The sequence below is a fragment of the Thermostichus sp. OS-CIW-30 genome, from assembly GCF_054060215.1.
In genome coordinates, this window is the sequence record NZ_JBSSCZ010000048.1 from 2,501 (window position 1) to 5,145 (window position 2,645).

A 2,645-nucleotide genomic window follows, 5' to 3' on the forward strand; every position below is an offset into this window, starting at 1 on the left:
CTTCTCTGGTGCAGCATTCCAGCTGCTTCCCCTAGCCCGCCGGCTGCCGTTTGGCCGTCCCACAACCCCGCCCAGCCGTAGCTGAGCGGTTTAGGCTCTTTCCCGTTCGCTCGCCGCTACTGAGGAAATCACTTTTGTTTTCTTTTCCTGCGGCTACTAAGATGTTTCAGTTCGCCGCGTTCGCCCCTTTGGCCTATGGATTCAGCCAAAGGTGACAAGGCTTGCGCCTTGCCGGGTTGCCCCATTCGGGAACCTGCGGATCACCGCTTTTGTCCAGCTCCCCGCAGCGTTTCGTCGGTAACACGCCCTTCCTCGCCTCTGCGTGCCTAGGTATCCACCGTGCGCCCTTAACTGACTTGACCTTTTCACCTCACGTAACATTGGTGTTCTACCTGCCTCATGCCCCCAGGTTGCTGCTGCTTCCCCCAAGCCAAGGCTCGGAGGGCTCAACCCAGAAGCATGCTGCTCTCTTGCTATGCAGTTTTCAAAGTGCTGGCCGGCTCAACCCGGCTGGAGGCTTGTGCTCGGACCCAAACCCCTAGCCCGGTCGTCAACCTATCCAACTGGAGAACCCCTTCCCCGCTCCTCACCAAAGTGGTGGAGGTAAGCGGACTCGAACCGCTGACTTCTGCCGTGCAAAGGCAGCGCTCTACCAGCTGAGCTATACCCCCAATCCAGACTGCACCCACCCTCTGGCTTTGCCCTCAGCTTGGCCAGCTCGCTTCTAGCTTGCTAGCTCTCCCTTCTCCAGGACAAACAGTGGGCCATCCTGGACTCGAACCAGGGACCTCACCCTTATCAGGGGTGCGCTCTAACCACCTGAGCTAATAGCCCTCCCCTCGGTTCCCCTCCAGAACCCCAGTCAACCATCTCTTCAACCCCGACCGACCTGGGATAACCTTTGCTGGCCTGAGGGTGGTCTAACTCCCCTCAGATGCCCCAAGGTAGGTCTCCCTAAAAGGAGGTGATCCAGCCGCACCTTCCGGTACGGCTACCTTGTTACGACTTCACCCCAGTCACCAGCCCTGCCTTCGGCGGGTGCTCCGACTTCGGGCATGGCCAGCTCCCATGGTGTGACGGGCGGTGTGTACAAGGCCCGGGAACGTATTCACCGCAGCATGCTGATCTGCGATTACTAGCGATTCCGCCTTCACGCAGGCGAGTTGCAGCCTGCGATCTGAACTGAGACGCGGTTTTTGGGATTGGCTCACGCTCGCGCGCTCGCGACCCTTTGTCCGCGCCATTGTAGCACGTGTGTAGCCCAGAGCGTAAGGGGCATGCTGACTTGACGTCATCCTCACCTTCCTCCGGTTTGTCACCGGCAGTCTCCCTAGAGTGCCCAACTCAATGCTGGCAACTAGGAACAAGGGTTGCGCTCGTTGCGGGACTTAACCCAACATCTCACGACACGAGCTGACGACAGCCATGCACCACCTGTGTCCGCGCTCCCGAAGGCACCCCCACGTTTCCGCAGGGTTCGCGGCATGTCAAGCCCTGGTAAGGTTCTTCGCGTTGCATCGAATTAAACCACATGCTCCACCGCTTGTGCGGGCCCCCGTCAATTCCTTTGAGTTTCACACTTGCGTGCGTACTCCCCAGGCGGGACACTTAACGCGTTAGCTCCGACACTGACCGGGTCGATACGGCCAACGTCTAGTGTCCATCGTTTACGGCTAGGACTACTGGGGTATCTAATCCCATTCGCTCCCCTAGCTTTCGTACCTCAGCGTCAGTTGAGGCCCAGTTGCGCGCTTCCGCCTCAGGTGTTCTTCCCGATCTCTACGCATTTCACCGCTACACCGGGAATTCCCGCAACCCCTACCTCACTCTAGCCGGTCAGTTTCCAGGGCCTTCCCACAGTTGAGCTGTGGCCTTTGACCCCAGACTTGACCAGCCGCCTACGTACCCTTTACGCCCAATAATTCCGGATAACGCTTGCCTCCTCCGTCTTACCGCGGCTGCTGGCACGGAGTTAGCCGAGGCTTATTCCTGGGGTACCGTCAGCTTTCGTCCCCCAGAAAAGAGGTTTACAACCCAAGGGCCTTCCTCCCTCACGCGGTATTGCTCCGTCAGGCTTGCGCCCATTGCGGAAAATTCCCCACTGCTGCCTCCCGTAGGAGTCTGGGCCGTGTCTCAGTCCCAGTGTGGCGGGCCATCCTCTCAGACCCGCTACGGATCGTCGCCTTGGTAGGCCATTACCCCACCAACTAGCTAATCCGACGCAGGCTCATCCTCAGGTGGATTGCTCCTTTCAGCTTCCGCCTGTATGGGGTATTAGCAGCCGTTTCCAGCTGTTATCCCCCGCCTGAGGGTAGATTCCTACGTGTTACTCACCCGTCCGCCACTAACACCCGAAGGTGTCCGTGCGACTTGCATGTGTTAAGCATACCGCCAGCGTTCATCCTGAGCCAGGATCAAACTCTCCGTGTCAATTCAAGAGCTTGTCTCTGGAAAAATGGAAACTTGACAGGGTTGAATATGCAGCCACCAGCCGACTCAGGGAGCCTGCTGTGCTGCTTGGCGATGGTTGACTGAACGAGTTACTTGTCAAGGTTCTGGGGCGCCGGGGCTGGGTGGCCTTGTGGCGCTTTACTACCCTATCCCCACCCCCACCACCCCGTCAAGATATCCAACCCAAAATTTTT

Annotated in this window: 2 tRNA genes and 2 rRNA genes (1 of these 4 cut by a window edge); all 4 read right to left on the bottom strand. The window is 58.4% G+C overall.

Going from position 1 to position 2,645, the window contains the following annotated elements:
• Window positions 1–362: ribosomal RNA gene (locus tag ACVWZF_RS14040) — 23S ribosomal RNA — on the bottom strand (it extends 2,447 nt beyond the left edge of the window).
• Between the two features lie 233 nt (window positions 363–595).
• Window positions 596–671: transfer RNA gene (locus ACVWZF_RS14045), tRNA-Ala, on the bottom strand.
• Window positions 672–760: 89 nt separating this feature from the next.
• A tRNA-Ile gene (locus ACVWZF_RS14050) sits at window positions 761–834 on the bottom strand.
• Window positions 835–957: 123 nt separating this feature from the next.
• Window positions 958–2,430, bottom strand: a 16S ribosomal RNA gene (locus ACVWZF_RS14055).
• Together the 16S and 23S rRNA genes with 2 tRNA genes alongside form the textbook arrangement of a ribosomal RNA operon.
• Window positions 2,431–2,645: the final 215 nt, after the last annotated feature.